Source organism: Streptomyces carpinensis, from assembly GCF_002154505.1.
Classification (GTDB): domain Bacteria; phylum Actinomycetota; class Actinomycetes; order Streptomycetales; family Streptomycetaceae; genus Streptomyces; species Streptomyces carpinensis.
Genome location: NZ_MUBM01000440.1, coordinates 729 through 15,034 on the forward strand (window position 1 = coordinate 729; position 14,306 = coordinate 15,034).

Annotated in this window: 15 protein-coding genes and 1 pseudogene; 8 read left to right on the forward strand and 8 right to left on the reverse strand. The window is 68.6% G+C overall.

What is annotated here, in order from left to right; all coding sequences use genetic code 11:
* Positions 1-151: 151 nt before the first annotated feature.
* From BZY54_RS42410 to rfbC, 3 genes are all read left to right on the forward strand, one after another.
* Complete coding sequence (locus tag BZY54_RS42410; RefSeq protein ID WP_086730704.1) at positions 152-328, forward strand: hypothetical protein; 177 nt, start codon at positions 152-154, stop codon at positions 326-328.
* Positions 329-752: 424 nt separating this feature from the next.
* Positions 753-1,688, forward strand: a complete 936-nt coding sequence (gene rfbA / locus BZY54_RS42415) for a glucose-1-phosphate thymidylyltransferase RfbA (RefSeq protein WP_086730705.1) — start codon at positions 753-755, stop codon at positions 1,686-1,688.
* A gap of 37 nt (positions 1,689-1,725) precedes the next feature.
* Positions 1,726-2,337, forward strand: a complete 612-nt coding sequence (gene rfbC / locus BZY54_RS42420; protein ID WP_086730706.1) for a dTDP-4-dehydrorhamnose 3,5-epimerase — start codon at positions 1,726-1,728, stop codon at positions 2,335-2,337.
* Positions 2,338-2,501: 164 nt separating this feature from the next.
* Here the strand turns inward: rfbC and BZY54_RS54895 are convergent, their stop codons facing one another.
* On the reverse strand, positions 2,502-2,633 hold the full coding sequence (locus BZY54_RS54895; RefSeq protein ID WP_279634754.1) for a hypothetical protein: 132 nt from the start codon (positions 2,631-2,633) through the stop codon (positions 2,502-2,504).
* Between the two features lie 25 nt (positions 2,634-2,658).
* Between BZY54_RS54895 and BZY54_RS51295 the strand changes: the two genes are divergently transcribed.
* The 3 genes from BZY54_RS51295 (at position 2,659) to rfbD (ending at position 5,187) form a co-directional block, all read left to right on the forward strand.
* Complete coding sequence (locus BZY54_RS51295; RefSeq protein ID WP_244217609.1) at positions 2,659-3,165, forward strand: hypothetical protein; 507 nt, start codon at positions 2,659-2,661, stop codon at positions 3,163-3,165.
* Between the two features lie 142 nt (positions 3,166-3,307).
* On the forward strand, positions 3,308-4,282 hold the full coding sequence (rfbB, locus tag BZY54_RS42430) for a dTDP-glucose 4,6-dehydratase (protein ID WP_086730708.1): 975 nt from the start codon (positions 3,308-3,310) through the stop codon (positions 4,280-4,282).
* Entirely contained in the window at positions 4,279-5,187 is a 909-nt protein-coding gene (rfbD, locus tag BZY54_RS42435) for a dTDP-4-dehydrorhamnose reductase (protein ID WP_086730709.1), read from the forward strand. Before rfbB ends, rfbD begins: the two co-directional genes overlap by 4 nt.
* Positions 5,188-5,244: 57 nt before the next feature.
* Here rfbD and BZY54_RS42440 read toward each other — a convergent pair whose 3' ends face one another.
* Positions 5,245-6,519, reverse strand: a complete 1,275-nt coding sequence (locus BZY54_RS42440) for a glycosyltransferase (RefSeq protein WP_086730710.1) — start codon at positions 6,517-6,519, stop codon at positions 5,245-5,247.
* Positions 6,516-7,076 (reverse strand): tetratricopeptide repeat protein, encoded by a 561-nt coding sequence (locus BZY54_RS42445; RefSeq protein WP_158104003.1) that lies wholly within the window; start codon positions 7,074-7,076, stop codon positions 6,516-6,518. Before BZY54_RS42445 ends, BZY54_RS42440 begins: the two co-directional genes overlap by 4 nt.
* A 321-nt stretch (positions 7,077-7,397) precedes the next feature.
* Here BZY54_RS42445 and BZY54_RS42450 point away from each other — a divergent pair, with 321 nt between their 5' ends.
* Positions 7,398-8,489: a glycosyltransferase gene (locus tag BZY54_RS42450; RefSeq protein ID WP_158104004.1), complete on the forward strand. Its 1,092-nt coding sequence runs from the start codon at positions 7,398-7,400 to the stop codon at positions 8,487-8,489.
* Positions 8,490-8,532: 43 nt separating this feature from the next.
* Here the strand turns inward: BZY54_RS42450 and BZY54_RS42455 are convergent, their stop codons facing one another.
* The 5 genes from BZY54_RS42455 to BZY54_RS42475 all read right to left on the reverse strand — a co-directional run bounded on the left by BZY54_RS42455 (position 8,533) and on the right by BZY54_RS42475 (position 13,443).
* Positions 8,533-9,042 (reverse strand): GNAT family N-acetyltransferase, encoded by a 510-nt coding sequence (locus BZY54_RS42455; RefSeq protein WP_086730713.1) that lies wholly within the window; start codon positions 9,040-9,042, stop codon positions 8,533-8,535.
* Positions 9,043-9,159: 117 nt separating this feature from the next.
* Positions 9,160-9,588: an SCO4983 family protein gene (locus tag BZY54_RS42460; protein WP_086730714.1), complete on the reverse strand. Its 429-nt coding sequence runs from the start codon at positions 9,586-9,588 to the stop codon at positions 9,160-9,162.
* A gap of 138 nt (positions 9,589-9,726) precedes the next feature.
* Positions 9,727-10,518: a DUF6445 family protein gene (locus BZY54_RS42465; protein ID WP_086730715.1), complete on the reverse strand. Its 792-nt coding sequence runs from the start codon at positions 10,516-10,518 to the stop codon at positions 9,727-9,729.
* 191 nt (positions 10,519-10,709) lie between these two features.
* Positions 10,710-11,921 (reverse strand): pyridoxal phosphate-dependent aminotransferase, encoded by a 1,212-nt coding sequence (locus tag BZY54_RS42470; RefSeq protein ID WP_086730716.1) that lies wholly within the window; start codon positions 11,919-11,921, stop codon positions 10,710-10,712.
* A 139-nt stretch (positions 11,922-12,060) separates the two neighbouring features.
* Positions 12,061-13,443, reverse strand: coding sequence for a DUF2079 domain-containing protein (locus BZY54_RS42475; RefSeq protein WP_244217608.1), 1,383 nt, complete (start codon positions 13,441-13,443; stop codon positions 12,061-12,063).
* 442 nt (positions 13,444-13,885) lie between these two features.
* On the opposite strand from BZY54_RS42475, the pseudogene BZY54_RS42480 reads away from it, so the two are divergent.
* Positions 13,886-14,306 (forward strand): annotated as a pseudogene (locus BZY54_RS42480) (hypothetical protein); the annotation flags it as partial.

Below are 14,306 nucleotides of genomic sequence, written 5' to 3' on the forward strand. Positions count from 1 at the left end.
CGCGCACGACGTCGTGCGCGTCCGGCCTCTTCGGCATGCGCGGACGCCCGCCGCTCCCGCGGCCCGGCGTGAACACTCTGCGTGCACGGCCGTATGGCCGGGCCGCACCGGGGTACCCGGAACGCCTCCCGGTGAAGGAGCGTGATGAGGCATGGCTGGAGATGGTGACTTCTACAAGCACGATCGCCCGGATAATCCGGACCTGGCCGAGGACCGCCCGCGCGGCGGTGGCCCCGAGGAGCCGCAGGGTCGCGGCAACTGGCCGGTGTGGGGCATCGTGCTGGCGATCCTGGTCCTGTTCGTGCTCTTCGTGGTGTTCTTCGGCTGACGCGGGTCCGTCAGCCGACCCGGAGTTCCCGGATCGTCGGCGGCCCGCTGCGGCGGAGGCGCGCCGATCCGACGGCCGGGGTCGTACCCGACGGCGAGCGGCCGTCCCGGGTCCGCCGAGCCGGGGCGGCCGGCGGCGCGCGGGGTATGTCGTCAGGGACCAGGGCCGGGGTCTGAGATCACCGCGGGTCTGAGATCACCGCCGCCGTCGCCGCGGTCCCGGGCGGTGTGCGACACCCCGGCCGCGCGCCGGACCCCGGCCGCCGACTCCGGCCCTCCTTCGAGGCTTTGCCCGCGCCTTCCGCCGACCGGTCTCCTTCGACTCCACCCGCTCTTTCCGGGTGAGCGCCACCGTGTCGTGTTGTTCTGGGCGACAAGTGGTGTGAAAAAGCCGCATTCATGGTCAACTCACCTATGGTGATGCCATGCGCGGAATTCTGTTGGCCGGGGGCACCGGCTCGCGGCTGTGGCCATTGACCCGTTCGGTCTCGAAGCAGTTGCTTCCCGTCTTCGACAAGCCGATGGTCTACTACCCGCTTTCCACACTCGTGATGGCCGGAATCCGCGAGGTTCTGATCATCACCACCACCGAAGACCAGTCCCAGTTCCGCAGGTTGCTCGGGGACGGCAGTCAACTCGGCCTGCGGCTGCAATACATGGCGCAGGAACGACCGGGCGGCATCGCCCAAGCGTTCCTGCTGGGTGCCGACTTCATCGGGGACGGACCGGTCGCCCTGATTCTGGGCGACAACATCTTCCACGGAAGCGGCCTCGGCACACGGCTGGCAGGTCACGAAGGACTGACCGGCGGCAGGGTATTCGCCTATCAGGTGGCCAATCCCTCGGCCTACGGCGTGGTGGAGTTCGACGAACTGGGCCGGGCGCTGTCCATCGAGGAGAAGCCCGCGCGGCCCAAGTCCCGTTATGCGGTGCCCGGCCTCTACTTCTACGACAACCGGGTCGTGGAGATCGCCCGCGGTCTACGGCCCAGCGTCAGAGGTGAGTTGGAGATCACCGACCTCAACCGTGTCTATCTGGAGGCCGGGGCGCTGCACGTCACGAGGCTCGACCGGGGCACCGCGTGGCTCGACACCGGAACCTTCGCGTCCATGGTTCAGGCCGCGGAGTTCGTCCGGGTGATCGAGGACCGTCAGGGCCTCAAGGTCGGCTGCGTGGAGGAGGCCGTCTGGCGGGCCGGGCTGATCGACGACGACGGACTGCGCGAACTGGCCCAGCCGCTGCTCAAGAGCGGGTACGGCCGGTATCTGCTGGGGCTGCTCGAAGAAGCCCGATACCTCCTCGGGCCCCCGAGGGACGGCGGGGTGCGGCGTGCGGAACTACTGCACGAAGTGACCGGCTGATCGGCGGCGAACCAGCACGGCGAAAGGAAGCGGTCAGATGAAGGAGCTCGGCATCGAAGGGGCCTGGGTGGACACGCCGGAAGTGTTCACGGACCACCGGGGCCGATTCCATGAATGGTTCCGGGTCGACAGGTTCCAGGATTCCACCGGGCAAGCGTTGCGTCTGGCGCAGGCCAACTGCTCCCGTTCCGTCCGCGGCACGTTGCGCGGCATCCACTACGCGTCGGTCCCCCCGGGCCAGGCCAAATACGTCACCTGCGTCAGCGGCGCCGTACTCGACGTGGTGGTCGACATCCGCACCGGCTCCCCGACCTTCGGCCAGTGGGAGGCGGTACGGCTCGACGACACCACGCACCGTTGTGTCTACCTCGCGGAAGGGCTCGGCCACGCCTTCATGGCGCTGGAGGACAACTCCACCGTTGTCTATCTGTGCTCCCAGGGATATGCGCCGCAGCGCGAGTACGGAATCAATCCCCTCGACCCGGCATTGGCCATTGCCTGGCCTCAGGATGAGGCACCGCGGATTTCCGACAAGGATGCATCGGCGCCCACCTTGGAAGAAGCCGAGCGGCGGGGTCTGCTGCCCTCCTTCGCCGAGTGCGCCCGATATCGCAGAACTCTGCGCGAGGAATTGACGCCGCTCGGGTGATCCTCGTTCACGACACAAGCCGATCCGTAACCAACCGGTCGCGGATGGTTAAAGAATCCCCTCATCCGTCGTCAAGAGCGACGGGACAGGCAGGGCGGTCGGTCCGAGTGCTCTCGCATGCCGTGACCCCTCCCTACGAGAATGCATGGGGAAATTCTCTTGAATCAAAGAACAGTTCGGCTTTCGCGCCTGAAGTCCGTCACGCTGGTATCGGCGGGCGCGCTTGCCGTCGCGCTCAACGTCGTGCCGAACACGGTGGCCATCGCCAACGCGATCAGCAGGTCCAGCAGCACCACGACGCATCTCGGTCCGAACGGCGCCATGAGGTCAGCCGGTGACGACGACTCGTCGTACGGCGACGACGACTCGTCGTACGGCGACGACGACCACAAGGGCGAGGACTGCGACTGCAAGCGCGGCCCGCAGGGCTTCCAGGGTGAGCAGGGTGAGCAGGGCTTCCAGGGCTTCCAGGGCTTCCAGGGTGAGGCCGGCGGGGCCGGTGAGCAGGGTCCGCAGGGCTTCCAGGGCAACCAGGGTCCGCAGGGCTTCCAGGGTGCCCAGGGTGGGTCCATTGAGACCTACATCGTCACGGGCAACACGGTAACCACCGAGGGCACGCCGTCGACGGCCACGTGCAACACAGGCGACGAGGTCACCGGCGGTGGGTTCACGGTCAGCGGCCCCGGTAACAGCACCAGCGTAGGCTCGAGCACCCCGTTCATTTCGGCTATGGAGGGGGGCCCGGAGGGTTGGCAGGCCACCGGCGCCCACTTCGCGGGCCCGAATAGCGAGGTCATCGCCTTCGCGGTCTGCGCCAAGACGACGTGACCTCCATGTGAGCGGCGGCTTCGTGCCGTCTGTCCGCTTCACCTGGACCTGAGCGATGGTGCCCCGAGGCTTCGGTCTCGGGGCACCATCGGCATGCACTCCCCGGCGCCGGAAGCCGGGCAGCAAGGAATTCGGAGAATTGATGCGCATCCTCGTGACCGGCGGCGCCGGATTCATCGGTTCCGAATACGTCCGTCGGCGCCTGCGGGCGGACCCGGCGGCTCGTGTCACCGTCCTCGACGAACTCACCTACTCCGGGGTCGAGGAGAACCTGGCTCCGGTGGCGGACCACCCGGGCTACACGTTCGTACGGGGCGACATCTGCGACCCGGACGTCGTCGACCAGGTCATGGCGGGCCAGGACGCGGTGGTCCATTTCGCCGCCGAGTCGCACGTGGACCGGTCGATCGAGGGGGCCGGGCCGTTCGTGCGCACCAACGTCACGGGGACGCAGGTCCTGCTCGACGCGGCGCTCCGGCACCGTGTGGGCCGCTTCGTCCACATCTCCACCGACGAGGTGTACGGCTCGATCAGCGAGGGCTCCTGGACCGAGGGATGGCCCCTCGCCCCCAACTCCCCGTACTCCGCGTCCAAGGCCGGCTCCGACCTGCTGGCCCTCGCCTATCACCGCACCCACGGCCTCGACGTGGTCGTCACCCGGTGCACCAACAACTACGGGCCCTACCAGTTCCCCGAGAAGGTCATCCCGCTCTTCATCATCCACCTGATCGAGGGCCGGACGGTCCCGCTGTACGGCGACGGCCGCAACAGCCGCGACTGGCTGCACGTCTCCGACCACTGCCGGGGCATCGACCTGGTGCTGCACGGCGGCCGGGCCGGCGAGGTGTACCACATCGGCGGCGGGACCGAGTTGAGCAACCACAAGCTCACCGGGCTGCTGCTGGATGCGTTCGGTGCGGGCTGGGACCGGGTCGAGCACGTGGCCGACCGCAAGGGCCATGACCTGCGCTACTCGCTGGACGACAGCAAGATCCGCGAAGAGCTCGGGTACGTCCCGCAGGTGTCCTTCACCGAGGGCCTGGCGGACACGATCGCCTGGTACCGGGCCCACCGCTCCTGGTGGGAGCCGCTGAAGCGGAGGGCCGCGCTGCGATGACCACGAGCTGGCTCGTGACGGGCGCGGGCGGGCTGCTCGGCCACGACATGGTGGCCGAACTCGCCGCCGACCCGGCCGCCGAGGTGACGGCACTGGACCGTGAGCGGCTCGACATCACCGACCCGGCCGCCGTGCGCGCGGCCGTCGCCGGACACCGGGTCGTCGTCAACTGCGCGGCGTGGACGGACGTCGACGGTGCCGAGCGGGCCGAGCAGGCGGCCACGGCCGTGAACGGCACGGGCGTCCGCCACCTCGCACACGCCTGCGCGGACAACGGCGCGATCCTGCTGCACATCTCCACCGACTACGTGCTTCCCGGCAACGCCCGCCGGCCGTACCCAGAAGACGCGTCCACGGGACCTGTGAACGCGTACGGCCGAAGCAAACTGGTGGGGGAGCGGGCAGTCGCCGAGCTCCTCCCGCACACCGGCTACATCGTGCGCACCGCCTGGCTCTACGGCGCGCACGGCCCGAACTTCGTGGCCACCGTGCTCGAACTCGCCGCCCGGCGCGAAACGCTGGACGTGGTGGCCGACCAGCACGGCCAGCCGACCTGGTCCCGGGCGCTCGCCCGGCAGCTGGCCGCCCTGGGCCGCGCCGCACTGACCGGACGGGCGCCGGCCGGCGTCTATCACGGCACGGCGGCCGGCCGCACCACGTGGTGCGGCCTGGCGCGGGAGGTCTTCCGGCTGGGCGGTCTCGATCCCGAGCGGATCCGCCCGGTCGGCTCGGACAGGTTCCCGCGGCCGGCCCCGCGCCCGGCGTTCGGCGTACTCGGCCACGGCAACTGGCAACGGGCGGGTCTTGTCTCCCTCCCCCCGTGGGAGGAGCAGCTGGCCGGGGCCCTGAGGACGCCTGCCTTCGCCCCCCTGATCGACGTAGCGCGAAGAGCGCCGTGCTGCTGAACGCACGAGGCGCCCTGCGGGACCCGGGTCCCGCAGGGCGCCTCGTGCGCTGTCGGCCTAGACCAGCAGCAGTCCGCCGCACCGTGCGGCGCCCTCCTTCATCGCGATGAGGTTGGCGACCACGTACGAGATCTTGTTCTTGGCGTGCCACTCGCTCGGGAAGTAAGTGACCAGCCGCGACGACTGGAAGCGGGCCTCGAGGTTCGGCACGAGGGTGCGGTATTTGTCGTCCGTGTAGTACCAGAAGGAGTTCTCGTTGTAGTACGCCGCGTGGCTGGGGTCCTGGTACGCGCCGCGGCCGTCGGAGCTGGGCGTCATGGTGAGGAGCATGCCGCCGGGTGCCAGCAGCCGGTAGAGCTCGTTGATCAACGGCACCTTCGCCGGCACGTGCTCGAGGAAGTGCACTGCCCGCATCAGCCCGACCGAGTCGTCGGGCAGGTCGAGCTTCCCGGGCAGGGTCGCGACGATGTCAACGCCCTCACCGGGACGCTGGTCCACGCCCAGGTAGCCGGGTGGCTTGCGGTGGGCCGCGCCGAGATCCACCGCGAGCAGTCCGCGCCGGGCTGTCCAGGCGAGGGCGTTGGCCTCGATGTACTTGTCGTACAAGGCGACCGTCTCGCGCTGGATCTTCGCGTTGATCTCCGGATCGCGCTGGGTGTTCTCGTTGTGAACCCGCTGGAGGTAGAGGCAGCGGTTGAGGTGGTGGAAGTCGCCGATGTGGAACAGCCGGCACATCAGGTCCTGGTCGTCCAGGACCGTACGGGCGGCGTCGTACCCGCCGATCTTTTCGTAGGATTTCCTGCGGAACGCCCGCACATGGTTGGGCGCGTACCAGATGTAGGCGACGTTGTGCGGCGTCGGAGCCATGGACTGCGTCTGGAGCAGTTTGCGGCCGTCGACGCGCACCTCGCTGTACTGCCAACCGTGCGCCGCGTTGAACCGGGAGTCGTCCCGCTTTCCGTCCTCGGTGATCTGCGCGGTGTTGCTGTAGACGAAGACGACCTCGGGATTCGTGTCGAACGCCTTGCCGAGCTCCGCCAGGCAGGCCTTGGCCAGCAGGTCGTCGTGGTCGAGTTCCACCAGGATCTCGCCGCGCGCCAGTTCACAGGCCCGGCGCTTCGCCGCTCCGACACCGTTGACGTCGTCCGCGATCTCCACCCGGACCCGCTCGTCGGGTCGCTGCGGCCGCCATCGGGCGCCGTTGTTGAGCAGGACGATCCACTCCCAGTCCGGACAGGTCTGTGCCTGCAACGACTGCAGGCACTCATCGAGGAAGCGGGGCTGGTGGCTGGGGGTGAAGACGGAGAACCTGGGTGTCGCGGTCGACGTCATCTGGTGTTCCCTGCGTGGCGCGAAGTCGGTGAGGGGCTGACGGAAGCCCGGAATCGTTCCGGTACCTGGGGAAGGACCGAGGGGTTGGCTGCGACGGCACGGCGGAACTGCTTCGTGGCCTCGTCGTCGCTGCCCTGCTCCGCGAGGAGAAGGCCGAGTTGCATACGGACCGTGGTCGCCTTCGGCTCGGCCTCGGCGGCGCGCTTCAGAAGTCTCACGGCTTTGTCGGGCCGGCTCGACCTCAGCAGCGTCGCCTCGCTGAAGAGAGCGGAGACGAATGACGGGTCGATCTTCAAAGCCCTTTCGTACGCTGTCCGGGCGTTGGCGGCGTCGCCCGTCTGCTGCGCCAGGACACCCAGGCCGTACCACGCGGCTTTGCTGTGCGGGTCCAGTTCCAGTACGCGCCGGTAGGTCTGGGAAGCACCGAGGAGATTCTGCTTCTGCTGCTGTTCGAGCGCGGTCTGCAGAAGCGTGTTCGCCTGCCGGGCCCGGACCGCCGGCGGGGCCTTGGATTCGGGCGGCGCGACTGAGCCGGGCTGAATGGCCCACACGCACACGCCGGTGGCAATCGCTGCCGTACCGGCGACCCCTGCCCACAATCGCCTACGTTTCACTGTGTCACTTCTCGTGGAATAGTGGAGGACGGATGGACATGGCTCATTTCAGTTGGCCGGCACAGACGTTACGAGGCCGCCCCGGCGACGACATCGTTCGGCAGGCGCTTGTAACGCACAAACCACCCGGATGTACGAGTTGCTAAAAGGGGTGTATCGGGTCGGCCTCTTTGCCTGGTTATGAGTGGCTGGATACCGTCACATGTCGATTGTGTACCGCCGCTGAGTTGGATGGGACCCGTGAAGCCAACCGTCTGCCTGAACATGATCGTCAAGGACGAAGCCCCGGTGATCCGGCGTTGCCTCGAATCCGTGCGGCCATTGATCGACACCTGGGTCATCGTGGACACGGGCTCGACCGACGGCACGCAGGACGTCATCCGCGAGGTCTACAGCGATCTGCCCGGCGAACTGTACGAACGGCCCTGGAAGGGGTTCGACGGGAGTCGCACCGAGGCGATCGAACTCGCCCGTGCCACCGCGGACTACCTGTTCTTCATCGACGCCGACGACGTGATGAAGTTGGAGCCGGGCTTTCGCATGCCGGAGCTGACCTGCGACGCCTACAGGGTCAATATCCGCAAAGGGCCCGTCGCCTACTGGCGCCGTGCCCTGGTTTCGACACGGCTGTCCTGGCGGTACGTCGGTGTCCTGCATGAGTACCTCGAATGCGGCTCGCGTGTCGACCTCGGCACTCTCGAAGGCGCCGAAATGGTCATCGTGGGGGGTGGGGGACGCCTCAGGAACGAAGGCACGAAGGAGAAGTACCTGCGCGATGCGAGGATCCTTCAGGAGGGCCTGGCCAAGGAGCCCGGCAACACGCGCTATGCCTACTACCTCGCCCAGAGCTGGTTCGACGCGGGTGAGTATGAGAAGGCCCTCGAGGCCTATGACAGCCGGGTGGCCATGGGGGGCTGGGCCGAGGAGGTCTACTCTTCCCGCCTCTGGGCCGCACGGCTCGCGGAGCTCCTCGAGCGGCAGCCGGCCGAGGTGATGGACCGCTACCTCCGTGCGTACGAGAGCCGGCCGTCGCGAGCGGAAGCCCTCGGCGACCTCGCGCGGCTGTGCCGCAGCGGTCAACGCTGGTCTCTCGCCCACATGTTCGCGCGACAGGCGGCGCGGATCCCGTTTCCGGGCAACGGCGAAGTGCTCGTGGAGCCCGACTGGTACGAGTGGCGGGCGCTCGATGAACTCGCGGTGTCCGCGTACTACGTCGGAGAGTGCGAAGAGGCGAAGGGCTGCTGCGAACGGCTGCTGGACGGCGGCAAGTTGCCCACCGAACACCGTGAGCGGGTGATCCGGAACCTCGAGCTCGCACGACAGACCCTGGGCGCGAAGGAGCTCGTGGGAGTCTGACCCGGCGAGGGACCGGTCGGCGAGGGCCCGCGTTCGCCGGGCGTCACTCCGGCAGAGCCAACTCCAGCAGCAGTGTGTCGATCCACCGGCCGTGTTTGTACCCGACGGCGGTCAGGCGGCCCGCGTCGGTGAACCCGAAGCGGCGGTGCAGTGCCGCCGACGCGTCGACGCCGTCCGCGATGACCGCGATCACGCGCCGGACCCCGGCCCGGGCGCACGCGTCGATCAACTCGCCCAGCAGTGCGCCGCCGAGGCCGCGCCCGGTCGCCTCCGGGGCGAGGTACACGGTGTCCTCCACGGTGTGCCGGTAGGCCGGCTTCGGCCGCCAGGGTCCGGCGTAGGCGAAACCGACGACCTGTCCGGCCTCCTCCGCGACGAGGAAGGGCAGTCCCCGGGACGCGAGGTCGTCGAGCTTGTGCTGCCATTCCTGCAGAGAGCGGGGCGTCTCGTCGAACGTGGCGACGCTGTGCAGGACGTAGTGCCGGTAGATGTCCGCGACGGCGGTGAGGTCGGTGCGGCGAACCGGCCGGACGGTTGCGGTGGGGAGGGTCACGTCCGCATTCTCCCGCCCGGGTGGCCACCTGGGGGACGCGGGGTTCGTGGCGCCCGGCCCGCGCGTCGCTGCGGGTGCGCGCGGGCCGGGGCCGTATCGGAAGCCCTCGGTCGAGGGCTAATGGGCGGCGCCACTCAGCTCCTGCGGTTCGTTCCGCGTGGCGGCGGCATGGGCGTCCATCCGTTCGGCCGCCAGGATCGCCGCCGCCGTGTCCGCCCGGGAGGCGGCGACGACGAGCGCACGCCCGGCGAGCGCGTGCGCCCGCTGGTGCAGTGCGCACGGTCCGCCGACGGTGGTCACCGACGACGCGCGGACCGGAGCATGACCTCCCCGCAGCCGGGCCACCTGCTCGGCGAGCCGCTCGGCGGCGGTGTCCAGGTCGGCGCACGGGGTCAGTGCGCGGAGCTCGTCCGTGACCGTGAGCAGCGCCGCGAGATGGCCCGCGAGCTGGATGTCCAGCTCCTCCTCGCGGGAGCGGTGGGGGAACTCGGAGGTGGTGCCGGCCATCGTGCTGTGGACCGACTTCGTGCGGATCGGCTCGTACATGGGATGGCCTCCTGTGCTCTGACAGAAGTCATCTTAGCTTAGATTCCGTCTAAGGTTGAGTCCCGTACGGTGACCGTCCACGACGGTGTGTGACAGGCCGGCGTGCGGGTGACCCCGGGCCCGCGGCGCCCTGCCCGCTCAGGTGGCGATGTCGAAGAAGAAGAGCTGGACCAGGCGGTGGGTGCCGTGTTCGCCGGCGAAGTGCTCGTACGACGTGGCCGAGTGGATCAGCCTCGCGTCCCAGATCACCAGCCGGTTGTACTGGCCGGAGATCGACTCGATCAGCTCCCAGTTGTCCTCGTGCACGAGGTTGTACGGGTCGTAGACGACCGACCGGGCGGCCTCGACGGCCTCGGGGCTGCCCAGGCGCGCCTGTTCCTTCGGGTGGTTGGGCGCACGTCGGCAGCCATAGGTCTTGTCGCGCCAGAAGCTGGTGCCGGCACCGGCCGGCGGGTTCGGGTTCAGGTAGATCGCGGCGGCGTAGCTCTGTGTGTCGTGGTGCCAGACCAGCGGGTCCTCGTGCGCGGTCTGCTGGAAGACGCCGTTGGCGTTGTGGCCGAGCCACGCGGTGACCGGCGTGCCGAGCAGCCGCGAGAACTCCTCACGCAGACCGGGCCAGAGGAACCGATGGTCGCTGCGCAGGCCTTTGTAGTACCGCGGATCGGCGTGGTAGCCGACGCTGAGCGCGATCTTGCGCACCTCGTCCGGGTCGTCGAGGAAGTCGTCCACGGAGAGCATGTGCGGCGCCGTGGGGGTGAACATCCGCTTGGTGGCGGGCATGTGCTGCGCGTTCTCGAGTGTGTCCCTGGGGATCACGATCGGCAGCCGCGTCGGGCCGCTGGAGATCAGGTAGCCGCTGTCGCCGCGGTCCTCCAGAACGACGGCTACCTCGCCGCCGAAATTGACTTGTTCCCCCAGGTTGAACGGCATGGCCAGACTTCCTTCGTCGAGCGCTGACTGACGCTCGAAGGTTAGCGGCCGACTTGTCGCAATTGCCGGATTTCTAGCCGTAAATGTCCCCGTCCGTACCCGCACGGACACAGTCAGTGAATAGATCGAGCCGGAGCACCCGTCCGGAAGTCGCCGCGGGTGAAGCGGAATCGCCGTGTCGGCTGTGACGGTCAGGGCTGGCTGTAACCGTCCAGGAAGTTGCCGATCCGGCCGACCGCATCGCGCAGGTCGCCGACCGTGGGCAGGGTGACGACCCGGAAGTGGTCCGGCTCGGGCCAGTTGAAGCCCGTGCCCTGCACGACCATGATCTTCTCCCGGCGCAGCAGGTCCAGGACCATTCGCCGGTCGTCCCTGATCTTGAAGACCTTGGGGTCCAGGCGCGGGAAGAGGTACAGCGCCCCCTTGGGGCGTACGCAGGTCACGCCCGGGATCTGGGTGAGGAGCTCGTAGGCGACGTCCAGCTGCTCCTTGAGCCGTCCGCCCGGAAGGACCAGGTCGTTGATGGACTGCCTGCCGCTGAGCGCCGCGACCACGCCGTGCTGTCCCGGCATGTTCGCGCACAGGCGCATGTTCGCCAGGATCGTCAGGCCCTCGATGTAGGAGTCGGCGTGGGCGCGCGGGCCGGAGATCGACATCCAGCCGACCCGGTAGCCGGCCACCCGGTACGCCTTGGACATGCCGTTGAACGTCAGCGTCAGCAGGTCCGGGGCGACCGAGGCGGTCGGGGTGTGCGTGGCTCCGTCGTAGAGGATCTTGTCGTAGATCTCGTCGGAGCAGACCAGCAGGTTGTGCCTGCGGGCGATGTCGGTCAGCCCCTTCAGCACGGCCCGGTCGTAGACCGCGCCCGTGGGGTTGTTCGGGTTGATGATGACGATCGCCTTGGTGCGGTCGGTGACCTTGCGCTCCACGTCCGCGAGGTCGGGCATCCAGTCGGACTGCTCGTCGCAGCGGTAGTGGACGGCGGTGCCGCCGGACAGCGAGACGGCGGCCGTCCACAGGGGGTAGTCCGGTGCCGGTACGAGCACCTCGTCGCCGTCGTCCAGCAGCCCCTGCATCGCCATCACGATCAGCTCGGAGACGCCGTTGCCGATGAAGACGTGCTCGACGTCGGTCTCGATGCCGAGGGTCTGGTTGTGCATGACGACGGCGCGGCGGGCGGCCAGCAGGCCCTTGGCGTCGCCGTAGCCGTGGGCCGTGGAGACGTTGCGGAGGACGTCCTCCAGGATCTCCGGCGGGCACTCGAAGCCGAACGCCGCGGGGTTGCCCGTGTTCAGCTTCAGGATGCGGTGGCCGGCCGCCTCGAGCCGCATCGCCTCCTCGAGCACCGGGCCCCGGATCTCGTAGCAGACGTTGGCGAGCTTCGTGGACTGGATCACCTGCATGTGCGTGAGCTTACGGGTAGGTAACGCCGCACGCGGCGTGTTTTCCGCCACGTGAGACAGATGGTTTGAGCATTTTTGACGTCAGTCACACCACTTGGCCCGTCTCGGGACAGGTTGACCGGTATCCGCCACGGTCCGCTCAGCCGCCGCGGTGCAGCAGGACGAACCCGTCCTGGACGGCAAGCAGCTTGTATCCGTGACTGAGGTTCGTCTCCAGGTGCGCCTTCTCGGCTTCGGCGCTCAGGGGTGCGCCCAGCCATCCGCGTGCGCCGGCCGGCGCCCAGGTGTCCACCATGATCCACTGGGGGTTGGGGCGGTTGCCGGCGGAGCCGTAGATGCTGACGCTCGTGCGGTTGGTCAGCTGGGGCACCAGGTGGTCGGACGCCTGGACCGTCGCACCGTCGGGGATGGCCTTCATCAGGCGATGGGCGACGGCGACACGGGGGTCGGTCCGCCAGGTGTCCGGCTGGATCAGCTGGAACAGCGGAAAGCTCGGAAGGATCACAAGAGTGATCGCGGCGGCGCCGGCGAGGTAACGCCGCAGGCTGGGCCCGCTCGTCCGGCGTCGCACCAGGGCGTCGACGAAGGCCGCGAAGACGATCGGCATCAGGACGAGGGAGTAGTGGAAGGCGGTTCCCCAGTGCAGGCTGTTGTTCGACGTGAAGCGCCACAGCAGGGTCGGCACGGCGATCCACAGCAAGGGGGACCGCAGCGCCAGGAACAGTGTGGGGGCCAGCACCAGCGCGAGGGTCGACACCTTGGTCTGCGGGGTGACGAGACCGATGGTGGCCTGGTGGAGCAGATCCAGCAGGCCACCCGCACCGCCCCAGCTCGTTCCGGAGCGGGCTGGGGAGTCGTGCAGCAGGGACCAATAAGCGAAGGATCCGCTCGGGCTGAACGCCGGCAGGATCACGAACAGCGCGAGTGCCGTCCCGGCGAGGCCGGCTGCGGCCGTGAGCAGTCCGAGTCTGCGTCTGCCGCGCCGGGCGATGACGAGACCGATGACGAGGACCGTGAGCCCGAGGTCTTCCTTGACGAGCAGCAGGGGCAGAGCCCAGCACGCCGCGGCGGTGAGCCGGTCGTTTCCCAGGGCGGCGAGCGAGAGGGCCAGGAGTGGAACGGCGAAGGCGACCTCGTGGAAGTCGTAGCCGACCGCGCTCGCGATACCCCAGGAGAGTCCGTAACAGGCGCCGATCACGGCGGCCGCCGGGACGCCAAGGGTTCGGCGTGCCCAGAAAACCAGCGGGACGACGCTCACGGCGACCAGAGCGGCCTGCACGATGAGAAGCGTTTCCGCTCCCCGGTGCTGCCAGTAGAAAGGCGCCACAAGCGCCAGGATCGGAGAGAAGTGATCTCCCAGGATTGGAAAGTCCTGGCCCTTCACTTCGGAGACCGGCAGGTGTCCCTCTGCGTATGAGCGGACGATCTGCTCGAAGATTCCCAGGTCGTAACTGCTGGTGAGCATCCGCTGATGGAGGCGCAGCGACACCGCCGAGTACAACACGAACAGCGTTCCCGCCATGGTCCAGATCCACCATGTGCCGGCGAAGTGTTCTGTGTGCGGAGATTCGACTGCCGTCTTTTCCTCGGAAGCCGATGACTGCGTCGGGACGGTCGCGCTTCTGGTGGCCGGTGATTGCATTGATGGCCTTTCGGAAAATCGGGGCTGGCAGCCATCAAAATGCCAGGCGCCTGCGCTGTTCGGCCGCGATTCGACCTCGGGCAAACTCCCGTGTGGACAAAATCCGCCGATTGGTCGTACGACAGGTCGGCACGGCACCTTGGCCGGCCCATCCCCCGGTGCGGTCGGTCCAGCCGACCGCTTACGGCTTGGCGCGTATTGTCATGGATGTGACAACGTGCGCCCGGTGGCTCGTGTTTTCCGCCACGTGAGACGCGTCGAAGAGGGCGATTTCCGGCAGTCGGTGTCACACCTGCCCCTCGGGTCCCTAGGATTTCAAGCCATGTCCATGCCTCCCGAGGTCCCTCGTGTCCCCCGAGCGGGTGACACGCCCCAGGCGCCGCCGAACGTGTACCTCCCGCCGGCCGAGGTGACTCCGGCGTACGACGCGTACGCGGACCCGGCCGTCGCCCACGGGTGGCAGACCGCGTACGACGAGACGCGCGAGCTGCCTCCGGTGCCGGCGGACGCGTACCTCTCCGCCCCAGGGGCGCACGCCGCGTACGGCGAGGACCCGGGCGGCGAAGGCCGGCCGGGCGCTGAGCAGCAGTGCGTCGGCGCGGGGCAGTACGGCGATCCAGCACAGTACGCCGGCGCGGAGCCGTCCCCCGGCGTCGAGCCGTCCCCCGGCGTCGAGCCGTCCCCCGGCGTCGAGCCGTCCCCCGGCGTCGAGCCGTCCCCCGGCGTACGGCTCGACGCCGGGG